Genomic DNA, 23,195 nt, shown 5'->3' with positions numbered 1-23,195 from the left:
ATCCCACTCCGGGACCGCCGGCCATTCTCGCAGAGCCTGGCCCGGTCCCGCCATGCCTTCGCAATCGGAGCCCCTATGAGCAACGCAGAAATCTACGTCGTCAGTGCCGTCCGTTCAGCCATTGGTGGCTTTGGCGGCTCCCTCAAGGACCTGCCGCTGGCCGACCTGGCCAGCACCATTACCCGTGCTGCCATCGAGCGTTCGGGCCTGGCCGCCGATCAAATTGGCCATCTGGTGATGGGTACGGTAATCCCCACTGAGCCGCGTGACGCCTACCTGGCCCGTGTGGCAGCGATGAACGCCGGCATCCCCAAGGAAACCCCGGCGTTCAACGTCAACCGCCTGTGCGGCTCGGGCCTGCAGGCCATCGTTTCGGCGGCCCAGGGGCTGTTGCTGGGGGACACCGACGTGGCCGTTGCAGCGGGTGCAGAATCCATGAGCCGTGGTCCATACCTGCTGCCACAGGCACGCTGGGGCGCGCGCATGGGTGACCTGCAAGGCATCGACTACACCGTTGGCGTGCTGCAGGACCCGTTCCAGCATTTCCACATGGGCATCACCGCCGAAAACGTCTCGGCCAAACACGGCATCACCCGCGAAATGCAGGACGAACTGGCCCTGACCAGCCAGCGCCGCGCCGCCCGCGCCATTGCCGAAGGCCGCTTCGACAGCCAGATCGTGCCGCTTGAACTGAAAACCCGTAAAGGCAGCGTGCAGTTCAGTGTCGACGAGCATGTACGTGGCGAAGTGACCGCTGAACAACTGGCCGGCATGAAGCCGGTGTTCAAGAAAGACGGCACCGTCACCGCCGGCAACGCCAGCGGCATCAACGACGGCGCCGCCGGCCTGGTGCTGGCGACGGGCGACGCCGTGCGCCGCCTGGGCCTGAAGCCGCTGGCCCGCCTGGTGGGTTACGCCCACGCCGGTGTCGAGCCTGAACTGATGGGCCTGGGCCCGATTCCGGCCACCCGCAAGGTGCTGGAAAAGACCGGGCTGAAGGTGCAGGACCTGGACGTGATCGAGTCCAACGAAGCGTTCGCCGCCCAGGCCTGCGCCGTGGCCCGCGAGCTGGGCTTCGACCCGGAAAAGGTCAACCCCAACGGTTCGGGCATTTCCCTGGGCCACCCGGTGGGCGCCACGGGCGCGATCATCGCCACCAAGGCCATCCATGAGCTGCAGCGCATCCAGGGCCGCTACGCGCTGGCCACCATGTGCATCGGTGGTGGCCAAGGCATCGCCTTGGTCTTCGAACGCGTTTGAGGGAGGCCGACACATGAGCATTGAACAGATCGCCGTGATCGGCGCCGGCACCATGGGCAACGGTATTGCCCAAGTGTGTGCAGTGGCCGGCTACCAGGTGTTGCTGGTGGACGTGTCCGACGCGGCACTGGAGCGTGGCGTGGCCACCTTGAGTAAAAACCTCGAACGCCAGGTCAACAAAGGCACCCTGGAGACGGACAAGGCCGCAGCCGCCAAAGCCCGCATTCGCACCAGCACCGACTACGCCCAGCTCAGCGGTGCGCAGCTGGTGATCGAGGCCGCCACCGAGAACCTGCAGCTCAAGCAGCGCATCCTGCAGCAAGTGGCCGCCAACGTCGCCGCCGACTGCCTGATCGCCACCAACACCTCGTCGCTGTCGGTCACCCAGCTGGCCGCCAGCATTGAGCACCCCGAGCGTTTCATTGGTGTGCATTTCTTCAACCCAGTGCCGATGATGGCGCTGGTGGAGATCATTCGCGGCCTGCAGACCAGCGACAGCACCTATGCCCAGGCGTTGGTGGTGACCGAAAAGGTCGGCAAGACACCGATCACCGCCGGCAACCGTCCGGGCTTTGTGGTCAACCGCATCCTCGTGCCGATGATCAACGAAGCGATCTTCGTGCGCCAGGAAGGCCTGGCCAGCGCCGAGGACATCGACACCGGCATGCGCCTGGGCTGCAACCAGCCCATCGGCCCACTGGCCCTGGCCGACCTGATTGGCCTGGACACGCTGTTGGCGATCATGGAGGCCTTCCATGAGGGCTTCAACGACAGCAAGTACCGCCCTGCCCCGCTGCTCAAGGAAATGGTCGCGGCCGGTTGGCTGGGGCGCAAGAGTGGTCGCGGCTTCTTCACCTATTGAGGACCCTGCGCCATGCCCCCGGTCAATGCCGCAATGCGCTGTGCCAATTTTGAAGAGCGACGTGACCGGGCCATGGCGCTGTTTGCCGAAAAGGGCTTTGGCCAGGTCAGCATGCGCGAGCTGGCGGCCCATGTGGGGCTGACCGCAGGCTCGCTGTACCATCACTTCCCGAGCAAGCAGGACTTGCTGTACGACCTGATCGAGGAGTTGTACGAAGAACTGCAGGCCACCCTGGACCAGGGCCGCCGGGCCATGGCGCGCGGGGCCTCGGCGTTGAGTTGCCTGATTACGGCGCACTGGCAGTTGCATGCCGAGCGGCCCATGCAGTTTCGGCTGGCCGAGCGGGATTTGTGCTGCCTGAGTGACGAGCAGCGGGCGCGTTTGGCGTTGTTGCGTTCGCGTTACGAGGCCGGGCTGCTGAGGCTGATTGCGCCGCAGGCGAAGCTGCAAGGGGAAGCCCTGGTGGCGACGGCGCATGTGGTGGCGACGCTGCTTAACCAGTTGCCGGGGATGTTGAAGGCACTGCCTGAGGAACAGGGAGTGGGGTTGATGGAGAGTATATTAATAGGGGGTATTGAGCGGACCCTGAGGTAGCCTGTTCCGGCCTCTTCGCGGGTAAAACCGCCAAGAGGCCGGAACAGGTTAACGCAGCAGGCTCTGGATCTGCTCATGCAAGGTATCCAGGTCAAACGGCTTGGCCAGGATCGGTGCCTTGCGGGTGATCGGGCTGCCCGATTCCAGAATCTCCGCCGGGTAGCCACTGATGAAGATCACCTTCAGGTCCGGCCGTAACTTCACCGCAGGCTCGGCAATCTCCACCCCGGAGATGCCACCCGGCAGGCGGAAGTCCGTCACCATCAGGTCCAGGTGCGGTTTGCTGGCCAGGATGGCAAACGCCTGCTCGCCATCTTCGGCCACCAGCACGTGATACCCCTCGCCCGCCAGGTAGTCACGCAGAATCATGCGAATCGCCGGTTCATCCTCGACGATCAGCACCACATCTTGTGCATCTTCACTCATGTTAACGCCTTGAAATGCTTACAGTTGGCCATCAGACCGCAGGCTCATGCAGAGGTTGCCCGCGCCTGGTCGTTTTGTTGTTGGTAGGTTGCCAGCGGCAGTTGCAAGGTAAAAGTGGCACCCTTGCCCTCTTCACTGTCGACCCGGATGCACCCGCCATGGGCCTGCACGATCTGTTCCGATATATACAACCCCAAGCCCAATCCGCCGCTGGCTTGCTGGGTAGCCACCCGCTCGAACTGCTGGAAAATGCGCTGCTGGTTGGCCGCACCAATGCCGATACCCTGGTCCTGCACTTGCACGCACGCCAGGCCGTCCTGTTCGAACACCCGTACCTGCACCGGCTTGCGCTCACCATATCGCAAGGCATTGGACAACAGGTTGACCACCACTTGTTCAATGCGAAATTCGTCCCACTCACCGTGCAGCGGTTCGCACCGTTGAAACTCGATACGCGTGTCCAACGCAGTGGCCTGGGCAGCGAAATTCTCCACCAGGCCACCTACCAGCTGGCTCAAGTCGAAGGCCTTGGGCCGTAGCGACAGCTTGCCGGTGCGGATACGCGACACATCGAGCATGTCTTCGATCAGGCGGATCAGGCTGTTGATCTGCCGTTCATCGCGCTCGACCATCGCCTGCAGCTTCTGGCCACTGAACGCGGCAAGGTTGCCGCGTGCCAGGTGCATCTTGCGCAGCTGGGTTTCCAGGATCAACCCATTGAGCGGCGTGCGAACCTCGTGGGCGACGATCGACATGAAGTCATCACGCATTCGCACGGCATGTTCCAGCTCGCCTCGCGCCGTCTGCAACTGGGTCAACAACAGTTCCTGCTCCTGGCGGCTGCGCTCCAGCGCCTGCAACTGGCGGTCGAGCACCTTGCGCTGGCGGTACAAGTCGACGAACACCGACACCTTGCTCTTCACCGCCAGGGTGTCGAGCGGCTTGTGCAGGAAGTCCACCGCCCCGCTTTCGTAGCCCTTGAAGGCATAGTTCATCTCGCGTCCGGCCGCGGTTACGAAGACGATGGGAATGTTGCGGGTCTTTTCCGTGCCACGCATCAGCTCAGCCAGCTCGAAGCCGTTCATGCCTGGCATTTGCACATCGAGAATGGCCAAGGCGAACTCGTGTTCGAGCAGCAGCGACAACGCGGCTTCTGCCGACTGAGCCTGATGCACCTCGCGGTCTTCGCCCTGAATCAGGGCATCCAGGGCCAGCAGGTTCTCCGGCAGATCGTCGACGATCAGCAGTTTGGCGATGGTGTGGCTTAGCATGCGCTGGGTTCCAGGGCGGCGAGCAACTGCTCGATGCCACTCAGAGAAAGTATATGGTCAGGCTGGTGCAAGGCCAGGGCGGCCTCAGGCATCAGCGCAACCTGTGCGTCACGGGGGTCCTGCACGATGGTCCGGCCCCCGCTGTTCTTGATGTAGGCCAGCCCTTCGGCGCCATCTTCATTGGCACCGGTAAGCAGCACGCCAAGCAGGCCGTCACCGTAGGCGTCTGCCGCCGACATGAACAGAAAATCGATCGATGGCCGGGAAAAATGCCGCGGTGGCTCCTGGCTCAGCGACAGGGTGAAGTCGCGTTCCACCGACAAGTGGTAGCCAGGCCCGGCTACATACACCTGCCCGGGCTTCAGCGGCTGCTTGTCGCGCGCCTCGCACACCGGGCGCTGCAAACGCCGTTGCATCACCTCGGCCAACTGACTGTGGCGGTCATCCGGCAGGTGCAGCACGCACACCACCGGGATGCCATAGCCGGCGGGCAACGCGCCGAGCACGGTGAACAACGCCGTCACGCCGCCTGCCGAGGCGCCAATCACCACTGCGCGTACGCCCTTCATGATTTACGGTAGATCCGTTCAGGCTTGACCAGCGGCTCGAACCGGTCGCTGTAGGCCGAAAAGTCCACCGACTCCTTGCTGCCCAGCACCAGGAAGCCGCGGTGGCACAGGGATTCATGGAACAGGCCCAGGGCGCGGTCTTGCAATTCCTTGTTGAAATAGATGAGTACGTTGCGGCACGACACCAGCTGGGTTTCGGAAAACACGCTGTCGGTGGCCAGGCTATGGTCGGCGAAGGTCACGTTGTCGCGCAGGGTGCTGTCCATGATGGCGTTGCCGTAGGCCGACGTGTAGTACTCGGAAAAGTCCCTGCGCCCGCCCGCGATGCGATAGTTTTCGGCGTACTCGCGCATGCTCTGCATCGAGTAAATACCCTGCTTGGCCTTGTCCAGCGAATGCGGGTTGATGTCGGTGGCATAGATGATGGTGCGCTCCAACAGGCCTTCCTCGCGCAGCAGGATGGCCATGGAGTACACCTCCTCACCCGTGCTGCAACCCGCAATCCACACTTTGATCGAAGGCCAGGTGCGCAGCAGCGGCACCACTTCGTTGCGCAGCGCCAGGCAGTGCCCCGGGTCGCGGAACATTTCGCTGACCGGGATCGTCAGGTACTGCAGCAACTGCATGAACATGCCCGGGTCGTGCAGCACACGCTCCTGCAGCGCCGACACTGTCAGGCAGTCGAACTGGCGCAGCGCGTGCAGGATCCGGCGCTTGATCGAAGCGCCGGAATAGTTGCGGAAATCGTAGCTGTACTTGAGGTAGATGGCCTCGATCAGCAAGCGGATCTCAATGTCGGTGTTACGTTCGCTAGTCAAATTCGCTCCAGTTGCGGCAGCCATACACGGATCAGCGAGAACAGGCGGTCCAGGTCGATCGGTTTGGCCAGGTAATCATTGGCCCCGGCCTGCAGGCAACGCTGCTGGTCATCCTTCATGGCCTTGGCGGTCACGGCGATGATCGGCAGCTTGCGCCAGCGCGGTTGCTGGCGGATCAGACGGGTGGCTTCGAAGCCGTCCATTTCCGGCATCATCACGTCCATCAGCACCAGGTCGATGTCGTCATCCTGCTCCAGGCGCTCGATGGCTTCACGCCCGTTGCGGCCGATTTCCACAATCGCGCCCTTGTGCTCCAAGGCACTGGTGAGGGCAAAGATGTTACGCACATCATCGTCCACCAGCAGTATCTTACGGCCTTCGAACACCTTGTCGCGGCTGCGTGCGGTCTTGAGCATGCGCTGGCGTTCATTGGACAACTGCGACTCCACCTTGTGCAGGAACAGCGTGACTTCGTCCAGCAGGCGCTCCGGCGAGCGTGCGCCCTTGATGATGATCGAACGCGAATACTTGAGCAGGTCGGCTTCTTCTTCGCGGGTCAGGTTGCGACCGGTATACACGATCACCGGCGGGAAGGAACGGATATCCTCGGCGGTCATGCGCTTGAGCAGCTCGTTACCGAGCATGTCGGGCAACTTGAGGTCGATGATCATGCAGTCGTAGATGTTCTCGCGCAGCAGTTCCAGGGCGTCCTGGGCCATGGCCACGGCAGTGATTTCCACGTCGTCGTCACCAATCAGGCGGGCAATGCTTTCGCGCTGCAGGTCGTCGTCTTCCACCAGCAGGATGTGCTTGAGCTTCTGGGTCAGCTTGGCCTCCAGGCGGGCGAACACTTCTTTCAGCTCGTCACGGCTGGTGGGCTTGACCGCGTAGCCGACAGCGCCCATATGCATGGCGGCCTCGACCCGGTCTTCGACAGAAATGATGTGCACCGGAATGTGCCGGGTGCTGGCCTGCTCCTTTAGGCGCTGCAGCACCGTCAGGCCGGAATGGTCGGGCAGGCGCATGTCCAGAAGGATCGCATCGGGGATGTACTGGGCGGCCAGCTCGAACCCTTCGTCGGCGCCCTGCGCCACCAGGCAGCTGTAACCCAGTTCATGGGCCAGGTCGAAGAGGATGCGGGCGAAGTTGGGTTCGTCTTCGATCACCAGGATGCAGCGGTTGCCGAACGGCGCGCGCTCACGGTCGTCGTCAAACGCCGGCAGCGGGCGTTTTGGCGCAGCCGCCACCGGCACCTGGGGGGCGGGCGGCAGGGTGTCGACCGCCGGGCGCAGGCTGAGGGGCTCCACACTTTCGTAGTGCTCTGGCAGGATCAGGCTGAACACACTGCCTTTGCCAGGGCTGCTGTCAACGCTGATCTGCCCGCCCAGCAAATGCGCCAGGTCGCGCGAGATCGACAGGCCCAGGCCAGTGCCGCCGTAACGGCGGTTGCTGGTACCGTCGACCTGATGGAAGGCACCGAAAATGGCCTGCTGCTGGTCGGCGGCAATGCCAATCCCGGTATCGCGCACAGCGAAGACAATGCCAGTGCCAGCCTGGTAGCCGATGTTCAGGCTGACCTGGCCACGCTCGGTGAACTTGACGGCATTGGACAGCAGGTTCTTGAGGATCTGCTCCAGGCGCTGGCGGTCGGTGAACAGGGTGGCGGGTACATTCGGTTCAGCGTTTACCTCGAAGGCCAACCCCTTGTGCCCGGCCAGCGGTTCGAACATGCCGCGCAGGCCTTCGACCAGGCGTTCCACCTGGGTACTTTCAGGGCGCACCTCGAGTTTGCCGGCCTCGACCTTGGCAATGTCGAGAATGTCGTTGATCAGGTTGAGCAGGTCATTGCCGGCCGAATAGATCGAATCTGCGAACTTGACCTGTTCTTCGCTCAAGTTGCCTTCGGCGTTTTCCGACAGCAGTTTGGCCAGAATCAGCGAGCTGTTCAGCGGCGTGCGCAGCTCGTGGGACATATTGGCCAGGAACTCGGACTTGTACTTGCTCGAGCGCTGCAGCTCGTCAGCGCGCGCCTGCAGCTCGTGCTGAGCCTGCATCAGCTCGTCGTTTTTCAGGTCCAGCGCCTCTGTGCGTTCGGATAACTGCTCGTTGGTCTGCTCCAGCTCCGCCTGCTGGGTTTCAAGGTGGGCCTGAGACTCCTTGAGCACACGGGATTGTTCTTCCAGCTCTTCGTTGGCGGTTTTCAGCTCTTCCTGCTGCACTTGCAGCTCTTCGTTCAACTGCTGGGTTTCGGCCAGCACTTCCTGCAGGCGTTGGCGGTAGCGGGCACTTTCGATGGAAATGCCGAGATTGCCGGCAATGCGTTCCAGCATTTCGGCGTCGCGGTCGTCCAATGGGCGCAGGAAGCCCAGTTCCAGCACGCCATTGATCTGCCCGTCGTCACTGACTGGCAGCAACACGGCGCTGCGTGGCAGGCCACTGCCCAGGCCGGAACTCAGCTGGTAATACCCTTGCGGCAGGTCTTCCAGATGCAGCAGGCGCCCTTCACGTACGGCCTGAGCCAGCAGGCCGTCGTGATCGCCCTTTACCTGCTCCCGGGCTTGCTCTTCTGCACTCAGGCCATAGGTGGCCACGCGCACCAGGCGGCCATGCTCATCGCGTACATACACCGCCCCCACCACACTTTCCAGGTAGTCGGCAAAGAAGCGCAGGATGTTGTCACCCAACATGGACAGGGTCAGTTGCCCCAGCACCTGCTCGGCCAGTCGGGTCTGGCCATTGCGCAGCCAGGCCTGGTGCTCCAGGCGCTCGGCCGCACGCTGCTGGGCCTTGAAGTTTTCTTCGTAACTGCCCGACAACGCCAGCAGGTCACGCCGGCCCAGATAGGCCAACATAGCGCTGAGGCCGACGATGAACAGCACGAACACCGAGATGGCAGTGACGGTAACGCTGCTGACTTTCTCGTTGCGGGCCATGCGTAACTGCTGTTCGGTGCCGATCAGGCCGTCGAATTCCTTGCGGATCTCGTCGGTCAGGCGCTTGCCCCGGCCATTGCCGATCGACGCCTGGTAATCGCCCTGGCTGCGGCGCAGGGCGATCATCTCGCTGCCGAAATTGTTCCAGGCTTGCTGCAGGGCAACCAGCCGGTCGATGCGGTCGACCTGCTGCGGGTTGTCCTCGACCAGGCCGCGCAGGCTTTGCAAGCTGCCGAGAATACGTGGTTTTGCCACCTCATAGGGGTCAAGGAAGCGCTCGTCGCCGGTGATCAGGAAGCCGCGCATGCCGGTTTCCATGTCGATCGACAGCTTGAGCGTCTCGTTGGCATTGCCGATCACCCGGTCGGTGTGCTCGACCCACTGCATGGCAGACAGCAGGTAGTTGATCACCGCGACAAAGGCCACGGCGCCCAACAGGCCAACCCCCAGAGGAAGAGCGATGTTACGGCTCAACAGCTTGCGAAAGCTTCGTTGGTCCATCGAGGCTGATTGCATCATGTGAAAGGGCCCGAGCAAGAAAAGTCCATTGAAAAGCGTGGCGGATCTACCGCTATCGTTATCTGCCACTGCACCGTCCTGTTAAGCGAGTCTAACCAGCTTTGGCGGGTCTGGCAGGGCATTTAGCCAGTATTTGAAGGTGGCGTGCGCCAATCGTTCCATCTGATTGCATGGATCGGTATCCTCGGGAACTTCTGGTGCCGACCGGAGCACAGATTAAAGACATTCATTGCACAGGACCTGAAACATGCACCTTCTGGTAGTCGAAGACGACGACATCGTACGTATGCTGATGGTCGAAGTGCTCGAAGAGTTGGGCTACGAAGTGATCCAGGCAGAAGATGCCGCGGCCGCCCTGCGGGTGCTCGAAGATCCGAGCCAGGCGCTGGCACTGATGATGACCGATGTGGGTTTGCCGGACATGCGTGGCGAAGCACTGGCGGGTAAAGCGCGCGAATTGCGGCCGCTGCTGCCTGTGCTGTTTGCCAGTGGTTATGCAGACAGCCTCAATGTGCCCGAGGGCATGCACATGATCGGCAAGCCGTTCAGTATCGATCAGTTGCGGGACAAGGTGGTGGCTATTCTGGGTAACACTTGAAATCGCAGTCGCCAACTACACTTCCCTGCGCAAGAGGTAGGTATCCATGATCCACCCCTTGCGACGCCTCTCCTGCTCGCGCACCTCCATAATGCGCGCCTTCACCACCTGCAACGGTCCGGATATCAGTACTTCGTCCTCCGTCCCCAGGTAGGCGCCCCAATAGATCATCAAAGCCGGGTCATCGAGCTGGGCAAACGCACCCTGCCCATCGAGCATGACCACCACATTGTCGATACGGCCCTGCCCGGCCAAGCGCCGCCCTGGCAGCACGGTGAGCGGCTCGCCGATGCGATTGAGCGGAATCTGATGGCGTGCCGCCAATGCCTGAACGCTGCTGATGCCGGGGATCACCTGCAGCTGCAGCGCCACCCCCCGTTCGCGGACCAGATCGAGGATCCGAAGGGTGCTGTCGTATAGACAGGGGTCGCCCCATAACAGGAAAGCGCCAATATCCCCAGGTTTCATTTCTTCGTCGATCAGCCGGGCATAAAGGGCAGCGCGTTGGCGATGCCAGGCGTGGACGGCGCCCACATAGTCTTTAGCCTGGCTCTCACGTCTCGGGTCCGCCACCTGCACCAAACGATAGCCGCCTTCGGGTCGGTACCGCTCAAGGATGACCTTGCGTAACCGCACCAGCTCGTCCTTGTCCAAGCCCTTGTCCAGCAGGAAGAAGTGCGTGGCCCGGCGCAACGCCTCGACCGCTTCATAGGTAACTTGGCACGGATCACCTGCTCCGATGCCTATCAACAGTATTGTGGCGACCATGCGCCTACCTCTTGTATAAACAAGCTGCCCTTCATGATAGCGTGAGCCTCTACAGCTGGTAGCTCTGCTAGTACATTCAATAAAGCGAAAGCCTTACGCTCGGGTTCCTTATGTAAATCAGGAACACCCCTGTCATGATGCTCATCACTCACACGGTCCGGGCGACGCTAATTGCGGCGGCCTTGTCTACGGTCGCGCACGCTGCACTAGCGGCGCCGACAGCGCTCAACACATCAAGCCCTCAAGACGAAGTTCAGCGCTTCGTAATACGCGCCGATACGCAATACCCCCGCGGGCCAGACTCCGCCAACCAGCCGAAAGAATCCGCCCGATTGATGACAGAACAGGACAATGCGATCAACCGATGGCGAAATTCATTTGGCGGCAATATTCCCGTTTTCCTGAATGGCGACGTCACCGAGTTCGGCCATGGCCGCGAATGGCGCAAGATGTTCGAACACCTGGCACGGGTGCCCGGCACCTATTGGGGCTTGGGGAACCACGACTATGAGAACAATGTCGATGACTGCGCCAACAACGGCTGCGCGCGAGATTCCATACAGCACCTTGAGGCAGCGGTAGCCGGGTGGCAGGTTGATTCATTCCATATAGCCAAACAGGACAAACGGGATTATTCACGCTGGACGGGTAGCTTCGGCTACAGCAAGACCATTGGCAGCATCACGTTCATCCAGCTCAACAACCACTACAACTATACAAAAAGCTTCTCAAGTAACGGCGGCTTGATTTTCCCCCAAAAGATCTATTTTGACATTACCGGTTCACTTGCCTGGCTTGAACAGCAGATGGAGGTCGCAACCAAAAATGGCAAGTATATTATTATCAATCTGCATCGCCCGCCTGCAGACTCGTCGCTTGGCTCTGAATCTGATCGCAACCGCTTTTACAACCTGGTCAACCAATACCGCGTCCTGAGTATATTCCATGGTCACACTCATAATGCCGGGCGCAGGGCAGCTATTGGCGACACGCCTGTCTATGACGCGGGATCAAGCTTCCGAAGAGGATTCCTGACAGCCGAGCTGGATGAAGGACGGGACAACCTTGTTGTTCGTGTTGCAACCAACAACGACACCGATAGCGCCAAGGCATACACCACGCCATTGCACCTGCTCCCGCCTCTTCCAACGTTCAAGTTCAGCACCCAACCAGGTGGCGATGCAATCAACGGCCTTCTGATGTACAACAACAGGCCGCGTGACACACGGCTGCCATTTGTGGATATCTCGCTCGACGGCCTCCCCTTCAAGCGCTTCGACATATCCAACAACGCCGCGGTGCTCTATGACCTGCGACCAAACACGCAGTACCGCTACACGATCAAAATTTATCGGGCCGAAGGCCAGGCGCCCGCCCGTGAAGACAAAGGCACATTCACAACACCCGCGCTTGCAAAAGCCCCTACTGACTTGTGCGCCGACTACATGGATGGAGAGGCGGGTACCCTGAGGCTGAAATGGAAAAACCCGTCTCCTAACTTCCGAATGCCTTATTACATTCAGGTGGAGGCGACCGAACCCGGTAAACCGCTATGGGTGCTGCGAAGCGTGGCGGCCGATCGCCGTAGCACAACGGAGACCGTTAACTACCAGTATCATGGCCGAGACCCCTTCGCGATGACCTACCACGTGTTCTATTGGAGTGCGAGTGAGGGACACAGTGGCAGGGCCCAACTGGCCGGCAAGGATATCTGGACATCTGGCTGCCAATATCGCACGGATTGAAGGCGGCCAGTGCAACCTGCGCAGGGCGCCTCCCTGCAACGCTCAGAAGATTGAGAAGGTATAGCTTACGATCACCCGCGTCTCGTCCATGTCCCGTGCCCACTTCTCGAAATTGCTGCGGTACGTGGAATTACGCAGCCGTACGCTGACATCCTTGAACGTACCACTTTGCACTTGGTACTTGAACTCGGTGTCGCGTTCCCATTCCTTGCCTTCGGCCGTGCTGCCCGGCACCTTGATATTGTCGCCGTTGATGTAACGGGTGAAGAAGGTCAGGCCGGGCACACCCAGCGCCTTGAAGTCATAGTCATAGCGCACCTGCCAGGAACGCTCCTGGGCGGCAGCGAAGTCGTTGACCTGCGCGTAGTTGACCAGGTACGGGTTGCTGCCATCCAGGTACGGCATGGCGCTGTCGCCATACATGCGTTGCCAGCCGGCACTGACCTTGTGGCCACCCAGGCTGTAGCCGAGCATGCCACTGAAAGCGCGGTGGTCGATTGTCCCGGCGCGGGCATTGCCGATGTCGTCACTCTTGATCAGCCGCAGGTCGGCCGACAGGCTACCCACTGCCAACGGCTGGCTGGCCACCAGGCCGAGGAAGTGCTGGCGGTAGATATTCTCCAGCTTGGCCACCTGGTACTGGGCGCTGAAGCGCTCGTTGAAACGGTAATCGACACCGGCCAAGTCGAAGTGGTCGGCTTCGATATCGCAGGCATAGCGCTTGTTCTTGCAGTGCACGCGAATGTCCTGGCGGTCGGTGGAATCCCGAGCGGTGTATTTGTCCAGGCGAGCCAGGGTGAACTTCAGATCGTGCAGTTCTTCAGAGGTGAGCATGGCTCCATGGAACATGGTCGGCAGCAGGCGGCCATCGTTGTACTTGAGTAACGGCACATCCGGCATCATCGAACCGTACTTGAGCACGGTGTTGGAGACCTTGACCTTTGCCGCCAGGCCCATCTTCGCGTACTGGTCGGCCGAGTGCCGTGGGTCGTGGCCGGAAGACGGCAGCAAACCACTGTTACTGTCGGCCGGGCTGGAATCCAGTTTGAAGCCGACCATACCCAGTGCATCCACACCAAAACCTACCGGGCCCTGGGTATAACCCGACTGCACATTGAGGATGAAGCCTTGTGCCCACTCTTCGCGCTTGGACGCACCCTGGCTGGAACTGCTGTGGCCGTCACGGAAATCCCGGTTGAAATAGACATTGCGCGCTTCAAGCTTCGCACTGCTGTCTTCCAGAAAACCGGCGGCCTGGGCATTGACGCCGGTACACAACAGGAACAGGCCGGCAACACGGCGCCCGGGGGCGAGAGGGAAAGGGGCAAACATGCGAGGAAACATCCAGAATGAAAACGGGTTAACAACCTATGGCACGTGTTGGCCACGGTACTGCGACAGGCCAGAACAATAGCCGACCATCATCTGAAATGATCGCGTAAAGGCTCTGGAACGGGCCATTGGACCATGGTCTAAGCGCCCCGGCAGGCCACCACGGAAAACCGGCGAAATAACGCACGCAAAACTAGGAAAGTTCCCAACTTACTTACAAAAAGTTAGCAGTTTACCCAGTACCCATGAATGACTACACTCGATATCAGCGAACAGCAGAACCCACCCGCGTGGCCGGCGTTTTCATTCTTCTTCAATGTTCGTCACGCCCTGCCACGACCGACGTACAGGAGTGATTACAGTGTCCAGACTTGCAGAGTTTCGTGCTGCCGAAAAAGCGCTCCAGGAACAGATGGCGCAACTGGAAGCGTTGAAAAAGGATGCCGGCCTAAAACGCGAAATCGAATTCGAGCAGAAACTAGTCGGCCTGATGAAAAGCTATGACAAGAACCTGCGCGATATCATCGCCATCCTCGACCCGAAAGCCGTGACCCGGGTATCCGGCGCCGCGCCCAAGCAACAGCGCCGCCCTCGCGTGGTGAAGGTGTATCAAAACCCGCACACCGGAGAGCGAATCGAGACCAAAGGCGGCAACCATCGCGGGCTCAAGGCCTGGAAAGAACAGTACGGCGCCGCGACGGTAGAAAGCTGGGTACGCTGATGAAACGTCCACTCGTACTTCACACTTTTTTCACAAGGGCTGGCTCAGTATCGAGACAGCTAAAGGACTAGCGACCCCATCACGCGCCCGCACATGCGGGCCTCTAATTCCAGCGCCCTGCCTTGTGCAGGGCGCTTTCATTTGCGCTATTGGCGCACTGCCGTATCATGGCCAGCCTGTCCGTTTTGCCGGCGCCCTGCGCCCGGCCCCGTCTCAGGAGTTCCCATGAGCCTGCACGATCTGCAAACCCTGCCTGGCGTCACCGCCCAGCCAGACACCGCCACCGCCCAGTTCGTCTTCAACCACACCATGCTGCGGGTCAAGGACATCGAGAAATCGCTGGACTTCTACACCCGCGTGCTGGGCTTTCGCCTGGTAGACAAGCGCGACTTCCCCGAAGCCGCTTTCAGCCTGTACTTCCTGGCCCTGGTAGACCCGGCGCAGATCCCTGCCGATGACGCCGCACGCCACCAGTGGATGAAGTCGATCCCTGGCGTACTGGAGCTGACCCACAACCACGGCACCGAAAACGATGCCGAGTTTGCTTACCACAACGGCAACACCGACCCACGCGGGTTTGGCCACATCTGCATTTCGGTGCCGGACGTGCGCGCCGCCTGTGCGCGCTTCGAAGCACTGGACGTACCGTTCCAGAAACGCCTGCAGGACGGGCGCATGAACCACCTGGCCTTCGTCAAAGACCCGGACGGTTACTGGGTGGAAGTGATCCAGCCAACCGAGCTCAAAGGCTAAGCGTTCATCGCCGTGCGCTCGTCGGGCCGGGAACTCCCGGCCCCTTGCTGTGGTATATGAAGGTAACTGCTTCACATGCCACAGCGAGGTAAGGACGATGCAATCTCTTCACTGTGAATACCGCAAGCACACCATCACCGCCAGCGTGATGCCGCACCCCGACTCCCCCCTGCCCTATGCCGCCGGCTGCCTGATCACTACCCCTGACGGGCACACCAGCAGGCGCATGTCGATGCCGATGAAGTTTTTCTCGGACCTTGAGAATGCGCAGCATGTGTCACTGGCCCACGGCCGGGCTTTGGTTGACCAGCAACTGGATGAGGGGCACAAGGTGTTCTGACCCTGCCTTGAACCTGTACCGGCCCTCTAGCTGCGCAAGGGCCGGCACAGCAGCCACTAGATATCCCGCGCGTACGCCACTGCCGCATCCACCTGCGCCCGTGTCGGCCTTACCCCGGTGTACAGCACAAACTGCTCCAGCGCCTGCAACGCAATCACCTCCAGGCCGGTGATGACCGGCTTGCCCAACGCCTGCGCACGACGGATCAACGGCGTCTGCGCCGGCATCGCCACCACATCGAACACCCGCTCAGCCGCTGCAATGGCAAGCTCGGAAAACGCCAGTTCTCCAGCCTCCGGTCCTCCCGCCATCCCGATCGGCGTCACGTTCACCAGCATCGGCGGGCAGATGTCTCCCAGGTCCGGTACCCAGCGATAGCCACAAGCATCCGCCAACTGGCGCCCGGCTTGCTCGTTGCGCGCAACGATCATGCCCTCGGCAAAGCCGGCATCGCGCAAGGCACTGGCCACGGCCTTGGCCATGCCACCACTGCCGCGCAGGGCAAAGGCAGTCCCCGGGTCGACCTGATGCTGTGCCAGTAACTGACGAACAGCCAGGTAGTCGGTGTTGTAGGCCTTCAGGTGCCCATCGGTGTTGACCAAGGTATTCACCGATTCAATGGCCGCAGCCGACGGGTCGATTTCGTCGACCAGGGCCATGCAGGCCTCCTTGTACGGCATCGACACACCGCAACCGCGGATACCCAACGCTCGGATACCTGCCACCGCCGCGGGCAGGTCATCCGTGCGCATGGCCTTGTAATAGAAGTCCAGGCCCAACTGCTGGTACAGGTGGTTGTGAAAACGCACGCCGAAGGTGCCGGGGCGCCCGGCCAGGGAGATGCACAATACCGTGTCCCTGCTGGGAGTTGTCGACATAACCTGCTCCTTTGTCATAACTGAAACGTTTATTCAGCGTACCAGAGCCAACCACTGGTCGTCCCTTACATAACCTTTACCGTTTCCCTGTGCTCAGCTGACGGAGACCGGAGTCATAGTAGTAAGGCCCCGAACGAGGGGCTTCCCTGCGAGGTTGCGTTATGAACCGTCTCATTCCCGGAATTGCCTTGCTGATCGGTGCCTTGGCCGTCAGCGGGCCTGCTGCTGCGCATGGCGGCCATGGCGGCGGCGGTTGGTATGGGCCGGGCCCACTGCTGGGCGCGGCGGTGGTCGGCGCGGTGGTCGGGGCAACGGTGTATGGCGGACGTGACCGTACCGTGTATGTCGAACGCCAGCCGGTCTACTACGGGCCGCCGCCAGTTTATGTGCAACCGCCACCGCAGCCGGTGTACTACCAGCCGTACTACGCCCCAGCACCACCGCCCCCGGGCTACCGCACCTACTACGGCCCGCCGCCGGCGTATTACGGTCCGCCGCGCTGGTAATGGTTGATAGAACTAATGACCACTATTGAGCACGTTGATTTCAAACCGCCCCGGCTGCTGCGTATGGTAGGGCCATGTCTTGCAGGAGGTCCCCATGGCCACTATCCATATCATGTCCGTCGTCGGCAGCGCCGTTCCCGCCTCACTGCGTGAGCAGGGCCTGCTGGCTTGCTGGTACCTGGTACGCAACGGTGAAGCCGTGAGCGGCCCGATGCCGACACTGGCCTCGGCCCAGGCACTGGTTGAACAGTTGCAACCCGGCACCCTGGTTGCCTGACCCGAATGTGTTGTGCGTTGCTCCCTACGCCCTTATGGCCCGCCAAGATGGTGGGCTTTTTTTTGCCTGGGCCCCTCAGCGTTGCGAGCTACGACTCAACTGGCTGCTCAGCACCATGATCTTGCCCTGAAGCCGCCCTACCGTCAGCACCAGCTCGTTGCGCTCCCTGGCCAGCTGGTCCGCTTTGGTTTCTGCCTCTCGGCGGGCATCCCGCTCAATGTCCAGCAGCTCGGTCAGGCGGCGAATGACTGCAACATCCGCGCTGTCCATCGCACGCTCGGCCGCATCCTTGGACAACCACTTGCGCAGCCACAGAAACGCACCTAGCAGCACAGTGCCCGTACCGCTCAGCCAAGTGACTGTGCCCGGGCCGAGGTCGGTCGGATCCATGTGAACCTCATTACCAATGATGATGTGATGAGCCCTAGAGAAAAGTGTCTCGCTGGCTTTCCTTGTTTGCCGCTTTAATTTAGCCTGCAGCTAATTTCACCACAAGAGGCAATTTAGCCATGCGCACATTTAGCAGCGAGCTAAACACTGGCATGCTTTGCCCTATGGACATCTACGGCATTCGCAAACACAACCTGGTCAAGTTGATCGGCAGCCAGAGAAAGGGATCCTGCGCAGAGCGCTGGGGGATGGCGCCTGCACACCTGAGCCAGATCCTTTCTGACAAGACCGCAAAAAACCTGGGCGATGACGTGGCCCGCCGAATCGAGGGCATCGAAGGGCTGCCACGCGGGTGGTTCGACGCACTGTCGACAGGTGACTCGGTACAGTTGCCGGTCGAAACCGGCGACGGCAAGCTTTCTGCGGCCGACCTGGTCAAGCAGATGCTTGCCAGAAGTGGCAAAGGCATCCCCGAAGAAACCCGGCAGCGGTTGCTGGCCGCAGCTGAAGAGCCGCTGGACGCCACACGGGTGAAAGCTGAGCTTGTCCGCCCTGGCCTGGTGGGTGATGAAGTATGGATTGCCCACTACGACGTGCGGGCTGCCATGGGCGGTGGCCAGATCCCCCACGATTACCCGGAAATGTTCAAGGACGTTCGCGTCAGTCCCAGCCATCTTCGCGAGCTGGGCGTGGAATTCACTGAACACCACCACCTCAAGATGGTGACCGGCTGGGGCCAATCAATGGAGCCGACCATCAAGCACCGTGACCCACTGATCGTGGACGTGAGCATCCGGGATTTCGTGGGCGACGGGATCTACTTCTTTTCCTGGGGCGATCACATCTACATCAAGCGGCTGCAAATCGCGGATGAGGACCACTTCGAGATGATCTCAGACAACTCACGGCACAAGGACCGCATGATTCGCCGCGAAGAAACCTACATCCAGGCCCGGGTGCTGCTGGTGTGGAATGCACACTTGGTATAACGCCCAAGCCCGCCCCCAGGCGGGCTCTTCATGAGGCTCAGAACGGCGCCTGCGCTTCGACCTCCTCCGCCTTGCTGTCCTGCTCAACGATGAAATCATCGCGCTCCTCCACACTGCTGCGCGCCCAACGTACGGTAACGCTCTCGTCATCGTTGAACGTAAGGTCCAACTCGGACGTTTCGGACAACAGGCCCATCACCTCTTCCCACTCCGCATCACCGTCGGTATCCAGGCGATGCACCACAACCCAGCGTTGGGTCTGCGCGACCGGGTGGTTGATCATCGACGACACCCGCAGGCTAAGACGCTCGATTCCGGTCATTGCCTGACGCTGCCGGGAAGTTGACTGCATGTGCATAGACATATTCTCACCCTGAAAGCTGTATATCTGTACAGTATCCGAGAAAAGCTTATCTCACCGCCAAATCCAGCGTAAAGCCCCTCGCTGAAAATTTTCCCGAGTGGGTAATTTTGCGCAAAGCGAAATTTATTTAGCTTTAAGCGATTGACTTAAATTTAGCCTAGCGCTAATTTTTATCCCGCAGCCGCAAACGCGGCCGCCAGAGCCCCCAGCCAATCCTCGCTTTGCGTCAGGAGTTCACATGACCGTAGACATCAGCAACCTCATCATCGCTACGCCGGTAGCCGTATCCTCGACCAACCCCGTTGCACTCGAACTCAACGGTGCCGAAGCGATTGCCAGCTACCCGAGCATCGTCAAGGTCCTCAGCGATGGTTCGATCCAGTTCTCAGCCCCCACTAAAGGCGCCTCAAGCAAAAGCACCCGCAGGACCCGCTGCGAGTGGACGGAAACTGAGGATTGGACGCTGGCCAGTGCCCAGGATCACTGGAACTACCAAACCATGACGCTGACCAAGGTCAACGCTGCGCAGAAGGTGGTCATCGCCCAGATGCACGTACGTGGGGACGATAGCCCGCCGGTGAAGGTGTTCTGGAACAAGGGCAACATCACGCTGGGTTTTCGGCGCACCTACAACCAGGCCGACCCGGTGAACTCGACAGTGCTGAAAGGCGTGCCGCTGGGGGGCAGGTTCATCGTCAGCATCCACACCACGTCTGCCGGCGTGGTCAACGTGACGGCCAAATACAATGGTGTTTCCGGCTCGTCAGGTAATTTGCAACTCGACAGTACCTGGGCGCCACGGTTGTTCGAATTCCACGGCGGCATCTACAACCAGGTTGACTACACCGATACAACACCGGCCGATGACGGCTCGATCTGCATCATCAGCGAACTGTCGCTGATCCACCGCTGAACGATGCAAGCCCGAAAGGCATCCCGGTGCCCTGCCCAACACGGGTTGCGCCGGGATCGCCGTGACACGCCGAGCCAGTGATATGTCAACAAGTCCGAAGCGGCGGCCGCGTGTACATTGATGAACGCAGAATCACGCAACCCAAAAGAGCTGTTTCCCATCCTGCGTACAGACTGATTTGCTATCCGACCTGATCAAGGCCGCGCCGAGCGGCCATCGCGGCCGTACGCCTGAAATCAGGCACTGCTCCGCTACAGGATTAAATTTCCTTCACCTTGCGCCCTTTAGTCATAAGGCATTCGACAGCGTTTGGGCCATACTCCACAATGCAGCGGTTTAGGGGGAAAACCCTTGCACAGCCAACGACATACCAACTTTTAGTGAGCCTCAACGTGAAAACATCCCTGTCTATCCTCAGCCTGCTGCTGTTGCTCACAGGAACCGCGACCCTTCCGTCGACCGCTGCTGCACAACCCCCGGCCCAGGTTCAACGCGACCCGTCCAAGCTGCACCTGGCTTCAGGCAGCGCCTTGCTGATCGACCTGACCACCAACCAGGAGCTGTACGCCAGCCATGCCGACCGCGTGGTGCCGATTGCCTCGGTGACCAAACTAATGACCGCGATGGTGGTGCTGGATGCCAAACTGCCCATGGATGAGATGCTCACCATGACCATTGCCAACAACCCGGAAATGAAAGGCGTGTATTCGCGCGTGCGCCTGGGCAGCCAGCTTGACCGCCGCGAAACCCTGCTGATTACCCTGATGTCATCGGAAAACCGTGCCGCCAACTCCTTGGCCAACGCCTACCCAGGTGGCTATCCGGCGTTCATCAAGGCGATGAATGCCAAGGCCCGCAGCCTGGGCATGGCACATACCCGGTATGTCGAGCCGACCGGCCTGTCGACGCAGAACGTGTCCACCGCCCGTGACCTGGCCAAGCTGCTGATGGCCTCGCGCAAGTACCCGATGCTGAGCGAGCTGTCGACCACCCGCGAAAAAACCGTGGCCTTCCGCAAGCCCAACTACACACTGGGCTTCCGTAACACCGACCACCTGGTGAACAAGAGCAACTGGGACATCAAGCTGACCAAGACCGGCTTCACCAACGAAGCCGGGCACTGCCTGGTGCTGCTGACCCGCATGGACAACCGCCCGGTGGCCATGGTCATCCTGGATGCGTTCGGCAAGTACACCCACTTCGCCGATGCCAGCCGCATGCGTCAGTGGCTGGAAACCGGTGCCGCCAAACCGGCACCCGCAGTGGCCATGCAGTACAAGGCGGACCGGCAGAACAAGGGGCGCCTGGTTTCCGAGTAAACGCTAACGGTCTCGCTGGGGCCTTTGCGGGCCCCAGTCGCATCAGGCCTGCGTATTGACCATCCCCCCTGCACTGCTGCCACCTGACGTCTGCAGCGCTTCGAGCAACTGTGCGGTTGCCTGCAGGATCTCACCATTGAGGGTCGCGATGCTCGCCTGCTTGGCACTCACAGCGGCCATCTTGGCGGTTTCTTCCATCTTCTGCGCCATCAGCTGGGCCAGTTGTTTCTGTTCGTCGGCCAATTGCTTTTGCAGCTTCTTGATCATCTCGCGCAATTGATTGATGTGCGCAGGCTCCGAGCTTTCACTGCTGCCCTGGGCGCCTTGGGCCTGGCCGCCACCGTTCGCCCTGGAGGCGTCGGTCTGAGCGACTGTTCCACCCTCTTCAGCCTTTTGCGCGTCCTGGCTGTCGGCAGCCTGAGTCGTGCTCAACGCCTGGGCCGTGGTGCTGATGCTGACTGCTGCAATACCTGTCATGTCTGTCTCCCTGCGTCGCAAAATGGGTCCTTGCATGGTTCTGCCTATCGGCCTCAGCGCGCAGGTCTTTAGCCCGTGTAGCAGTGGGTCGGCCGCCCGCCAGTAAATTCCCCATCATTTGGCTCGTTCCACCCAATGTACAAACGCAAGCGCCGGCCCCTCCCGGCGGCGTCCACATTCGACCATTATGGAACCGCAGCCATGAGCCAGTCTGCAAACCCGGAAACTATCAAGGACCTGATCGGCGTGGGCTTCGGCCCTTCCAACCTGGCCCTGGCCATCGCCCTGGAAGAACTCGCCGAGTCCCAGGGCCATGCCCTCGATGCGCAGTTCATCGACAAGCAACAGGACTACCGCTGGCACGGCGAAACCCTGGCAACCCAGAGTGAGCTGCAGATCTCGTTCCTGAAAGACCTGGTGTCGCTGCGCAACCCCACCAGCCCCTACAGCTTCGTCAACTACCTGCACCAGAAGCAGCGCCTGGCCGACTTCATCAACCTCGGCACCTTCTACCCTTGCCGCCTGGAGTACAACGACTACCTGCGCTGGGCCGCCGAACACTTCGCCACCCAGGCCGTGTATGGCCAGGAAGTGCTGCGTATCGAACCGGAACTGCAGGATGGCCGGGTAAACCACCTGCGCGTAATCGCACGCGACGCACAGGGCCGCGAATACAGCCGCCGCACCCGCTCGGTGGTGGTCGGCAGCGGCGGCACGCCGAAAATTCCGGAAAAGTTCGGCGCCTTCAAGGATGACCCACGGGTGTTCCACCACTCCCAATACCTGAGCAGCCTGAACAAGCTGCCGTGCACCGACGGCAAACCGATGCGCATCGCCGTGATCGGTTCGGGCCAGAGCGCCGCCGAGGCGTTTATCGACCTGAACGACAGCTACCCGTCCGTCAAGGTCGACATGGTCCTGCGCGGTTCAGCCCTCAAACCGGCCGACGACAGCCCGTTCGTCAACGAGATTTTCTCGCCGGACTACACCGACCTGGTCTACAACGAACCCGCCGACCAGCGCAGCAAGTTGCTGGGCGAGTACCACAACACCAACTATTCAGTGGTCGACCTGAACCTGATCGAACGCATCTACGGCATCCTCTACCGGCAGAAAGTCGCCCACCAGCACCGCCACAACGTGCTGTGCCGGCGCCAGGTGGAAGCCGTGGTGGCCACTCGCGAAGGCCTGGAGCTGACCCTGCGCGACCTCGCTACTGGCCAGCAGCAAACCCACCGCTACGACGCCGTGATCCTTGCCACCGGCTACGAGCGCCGCTCGCACCGTGACTTGCTGGCGCCATTGGCCGGCTACCTGGACGACTTCAGCGTCGACCGCAACTACCGCGTGCTGGCCAGCCCCGACCTGCAGGCCTCGGTGTACTTGCAGGGCTTCTGCGAAAACAGCCACGGCCTGAGTGACACCCTGCTCTCGGTACTGCCGGCCCGTGCCGCAGAAATTGGCCGCGCCCTGTATCAGGACCTGGCGCAATTGCACGGCAAAGCACATCCAGCCGCGGCCCTGACCCGCGCCTGACCCCTGTGCTACGCACCCTCAAGGCCGGCCTGTCGCT

At 60.9% G+C, this 23,195-nt stretch carries 25 protein-coding genes; 14 read left to right on the top strand and 11 right to left on the bottom strand.

Features of this window, described 5'->3' with window-relative positions; genetic code table 11:
* Positions 1-75 precede the first annotated feature (75 nt).
* The 3 genes from D8767_RS12690 to D8767_RS12680 are packed head-to-tail and all read left to right on the top strand — an operon-like array spanning position 76 to position 2,716.
* Positions 76-1,260 carry an acetyl-CoA C-acyltransferase family protein gene (locus D8767_RS12690; RefSeq protein ID WP_016711122.1) on the top strand — a complete coding sequence of 395 codons (1,185 nt, stop codon included), beginning with the start codon at positions 76-78 and terminating at the stop codon, positions 1,258-1,260.
* Positions 1,261-1,273: 13 nt separating this feature from the next.
* The gene (locus tag D8767_RS12685) at positions 1,274-2,122 is read left to right on the top strand and encodes a 3-hydroxybutyryl-CoA dehydrogenase (protein WP_016711123.1); all 849 of its coding nucleotides are present in this window, start codon (positions 1,274-1,276) and stop codon (positions 2,120-2,122) included.
* A 12-nt stretch (positions 2,123-2,134) separates the two neighbouring features.
* A complete protein-coding gene (locus D8767_RS12680) occupies positions 2,135-2,716 on the top strand; it encodes a TetR/AcrR family transcriptional regulator (RefSeq protein ID WP_016711124.1) in 582 nt (193 codons plus the stop codon).
* Positions 2,717-2,764: 48 nt separating this feature from the next.
* On the opposite strand, the gene D8767_RS12675 is transcribed toward D8767_RS12680, so the two are convergent.
* From D8767_RS12675 to D8767_RS12655, 5 genes are read right to left on the bottom strand one after another with little or no spacing between them, the layout of a single operon-like run.
* Positions 2,765-3,142, bottom strand: a complete 378-nt coding sequence (locus tag D8767_RS12675) for a response regulator (RefSeq protein WP_016711125.1) — start codon at positions 3,140-3,142, stop codon at positions 2,765-2,767.
* Positions 3,143-3,186: 44 nt separating this feature from the next.
* Positions 3,187-4,413 (bottom strand): hybrid sensor histidine kinase/response regulator, encoded by a 1,227-nt coding sequence (locus D8767_RS12670; protein ID WP_016711126.1) that lies wholly within the window; start codon positions 4,411-4,413, stop codon positions 3,187-3,189.
* On the bottom strand, positions 4,407-4,982 hold the full coding sequence (locus D8767_RS12665) for a chemotaxis protein CheB (protein ID WP_016711127.1): 576 nt from the start codon (positions 4,980-4,982) through the stop codon (positions 4,407-4,409). Before D8767_RS12665 ends, D8767_RS12670 begins: the two co-directional genes overlap by 7 nt.
* On the bottom strand, positions 4,979-5,800 hold the full coding sequence (locus tag D8767_RS12660; RefSeq protein ID WP_016711128.1) for a protein-glutamate O-methyltransferase CheR: 822 nt from the start codon (positions 5,798-5,800) through the stop codon (positions 4,979-4,981). The genes D8767_RS12665 and D8767_RS12660 overlap by 4 nt, the downstream gene beginning before the upstream one ends.
* The gene (locus D8767_RS12655; RefSeq protein ID WP_029380178.1) at positions 5,797-9,252 is read right to left on the bottom strand and encodes a response regulator; all 3,456 of its coding nucleotides are present in this window, start codon (positions 9,250-9,252) and stop codon (positions 5,797-5,799) included. The genes D8767_RS12660 and D8767_RS12655 overlap by 4 nt, the downstream gene beginning before the upstream one ends.
* Positions 9,253-9,499: 247 nt before the next feature.
* Between D8767_RS12655 and D8767_RS12650 the strand changes: the two genes are divergently transcribed.
* Positions 9,500-9,850: a response regulator gene (locus D8767_RS12650; protein WP_016711130.1), complete on the top strand. Its 351-nt coding sequence runs from the start codon at positions 9,500-9,502 to the stop codon at positions 9,848-9,850.
* A 15-nt stretch (positions 9,851-9,865) separates the two neighbouring features.
* Here D8767_RS12650 and cobF read toward each other — a convergent pair whose 3' ends face one another.
* A complete protein-coding gene (cobF, locus tag D8767_RS12645; RefSeq protein ID WP_016711131.1) occupies positions 9,866-10,618 on the bottom strand; it encodes a precorrin-6A synthase (deacetylating) in 753 nt (250 codons plus the stop codon).
* A gap of 134 nt (positions 10,619-10,752) precedes the next feature.
* Between cobF and D8767_RS12640 the strand changes: the two genes are divergently transcribed.
* Entirely contained in the window at positions 10,753-12,363 is a 1,611-nt protein-coding gene (locus D8767_RS12640; RefSeq protein WP_016711132.1) for a metallophosphoesterase, read from the top strand.
* A 42-nt stretch (positions 12,364-12,405) separates the two neighbouring features.
* Here the strand turns inward: D8767_RS12640 and D8767_RS12635 are convergent, their stop codons facing one another.
* The gene (locus tag D8767_RS12635) at positions 12,406-13,695 is read right to left on the bottom strand and encodes an OprD family porin (RefSeq protein ID WP_016711133.1); all 1,290 of its coding nucleotides are present in this window, start codon (positions 13,693-13,695) and stop codon (positions 12,406-12,408) included.
* Between the two features lie 361 nt (positions 13,696-14,056).
* Between D8767_RS12635 and D8767_RS12630 the strand changes: the two genes are divergently transcribed.
* From D8767_RS12630 to D8767_RS12620, 3 genes are all read left to right on the top strand, one after another.
* On the top strand, positions 14,057-14,416 hold the full coding sequence (locus D8767_RS12630; RefSeq protein WP_016711134.1) for a histone-like nucleoid-structuring protein, MvaT/MvaU family: 360 nt from the start codon (positions 14,057-14,059) through the stop codon (positions 14,414-14,416).
* A 225-nt stretch (positions 14,417-14,641) separates the two neighbouring features.
* On the top strand, positions 14,642-15,169 hold the full coding sequence (gloA, locus tag D8767_RS12625; protein WP_016711135.1) for a lactoylglutathione lyase: 528 nt from the start codon (positions 14,642-14,644) through the stop codon (positions 15,167-15,169).
* 97 nt (positions 15,170-15,266) lie between these two features.
* On the top strand, positions 15,267-15,509 hold the full coding sequence (locus D8767_RS12620; RefSeq protein ID WP_016711136.1) for a hypothetical protein: 243 nt from the start codon (positions 15,267-15,269) through the stop codon (positions 15,507-15,509).
* 56 nt (positions 15,510-15,565) lie between these two features.
* Here the strand turns inward: D8767_RS12620 and D8767_RS12615 are convergent, their stop codons facing one another.
* The gene (locus tag D8767_RS12615) at positions 15,566-16,387 is read right to left on the bottom strand and encodes a shikimate 5-dehydrogenase (RefSeq protein WP_016711137.1); all 822 of its coding nucleotides are present in this window, start codon (positions 16,385-16,387) and stop codon (positions 15,566-15,568) included.
* 161 nt (positions 16,388-16,548) lie between these two features.
* On the opposite strand from D8767_RS12615, the gene D8767_RS12610 reads away from it, so the two are divergent.
* Positions 16,549-16,893 (top strand): hypothetical protein, encoded by a 345-nt coding sequence (locus tag D8767_RS12610; RefSeq protein WP_029380179.1) that lies wholly within the window; start codon positions 16,549-16,551, stop codon positions 16,891-16,893.
* Positions 16,894-16,987: 94 nt separating this feature from the next.
* Positions 16,988-17,170 carry a hypothetical protein gene (locus D8767_RS12605; protein WP_016711139.1) on the top strand — a complete coding sequence of 61 codons (183 nt, stop codon included), beginning with the start codon at positions 16,988-16,990 and terminating at the stop codon, positions 17,168-17,170.
* Positions 17,171-17,245: 75 nt separating this feature from the next.
* On the opposite strand, the gene D8767_RS12600 is transcribed toward D8767_RS12605, so the two are convergent.
* Entirely contained in the window at positions 17,246-17,560 is a 315-nt protein-coding gene (locus tag D8767_RS12600; protein WP_016711140.1) for a hypothetical protein, read from the bottom strand.
* Positions 17,561-17,724: 164 nt separating this feature from the next.
* Between D8767_RS12600 and D8767_RS12595 the strand changes: the two genes are divergently transcribed.
* A complete protein-coding gene (locus D8767_RS12595) occupies positions 17,725-18,549 on the top strand; it encodes a S24 family peptidase (RefSeq protein ID WP_016711141.1) in 825 nt (274 codons plus the stop codon).
* Between the two features lie 37 nt (positions 18,550-18,586).
* Here the strand turns inward: D8767_RS12595 and D8767_RS12590 are convergent, their stop codons facing one another.
* Positions 18,587-18,913: a DUF1654 domain-containing protein gene (locus tag D8767_RS12590; protein WP_016711142.1), complete on the bottom strand. Its 327-nt coding sequence runs from the start codon at positions 18,911-18,913 to the stop codon at positions 18,587-18,589.
* Positions 18,914-19,151: 238 nt separating this feature from the next.
* On the opposite strand from D8767_RS12590, the gene D8767_RS12585 reads away from it, so the two are divergent.
* Both D8767_RS12585 and pbpG read left to right on the top strand, forming a co-directional pair.
* A complete protein-coding gene (locus D8767_RS12585; RefSeq protein ID WP_016711143.1) occupies positions 19,152-19,826 on the top strand; it encodes a polysaccharide lyase family 7 protein in 675 nt (224 codons plus the stop codon).
* 392 nt (positions 19,827-20,218) lie between these two features.
* Positions 20,219-21,145 carry a D-alanyl-D-alanine endopeptidase gene (gene pbpG, locus D8767_RS12580; protein ID WP_016711144.1) on the top strand — a complete coding sequence of 309 codons (927 nt, stop codon included), beginning with the start codon at positions 20,219-20,221 and terminating at the stop codon, positions 21,143-21,145.
* Between the two features lie 42 nt (positions 21,146-21,187).
* Here the strand turns inward: pbpG and D8767_RS12575 are convergent, their stop codons facing one another.
* On the bottom strand, positions 21,188-21,622 hold the full coding sequence (locus tag D8767_RS12575) for a hypothetical protein (RefSeq protein WP_016711145.1): 435 nt from the start codon (positions 21,620-21,622) through the stop codon (positions 21,188-21,190).
* A 201-nt stretch (positions 21,623-21,823) separates the two neighbouring features.
* On the opposite strand from D8767_RS12575, the gene D8767_RS12570 reads away from it, so the two are divergent.
* The gene (locus D8767_RS12570) at positions 21,824-23,158 is read left to right on the top strand and encodes a lysine N(6)-hydroxylase/L-ornithine N(5)-oxygenase family protein (RefSeq protein ID WP_016711146.1); all 1,335 of its coding nucleotides are present in this window, start codon (positions 21,824-21,826) and stop codon (positions 23,156-23,158) included.
* The last annotated feature ends 37 nt before the right edge of the window (positions 23,159-23,195 follow it).

Origin of the sequence: Pseudomonas sp. LTGT-11-2Z (genome assembly GCF_003691445.1) — a bacterium.
In the GTDB taxonomy this organism is placed as follows: Bacteria; Pseudomonadota; Gammaproteobacteria; order Pseudomonadales; family Pseudomonadaceae; genus Aquipseudomonas; species Aquipseudomonas monteilii.
The sequence above is the reverse complement of the archived record's forward strand: the minus strand, read 5'-3'. Positions and strand labels throughout refer to the sequence as shown.